We start from the raw sequence: 240 nt of genomic DNA, 5'->3' as shown, positions 1-240 counted from the left end.
TGGAACGCTCCCTTACAAGGGACGAGGAACGGATTGAGGTTCTGGACAAAATGGTAATGCGGCTTTATGAAGATATGATTGCAGGGCGTATCAGTGAGCAGAACTTCAACACCATGCTGGAAAAGACACAGACCGAGCAGACGGAACTTAAAACAAAAGTGTCCGAGGGCAGAAAGCGGCTGTCCGATGAAGTCCAGCTTGCCAATGACGCAAAACAATGGGTGGAAGCCATTCAGGAAT

General features: G+C 48.8%; 1 pseudogene. It reads left to right on the top strand.

Annotation, left to right across the window (positions count from 1 at the left end):
• Positions 1 to 240 (top strand): annotated as a pseudogene (locus LJE11_RS19595) (recombinase family protein); the annotation flags it as partial.

It is taken from the genome of Blautia sp. DFI.1.216 (assembly GCF_020594215.1).
Lineage (GTDB): Bacteria > Bacillota > Clostridia > Lachnospirales > Lachnospiraceae > Blautia_A > Blautia_A wexlerae.
This window is presented reverse-complemented; position numbering and strand designations above follow the sequence as displayed.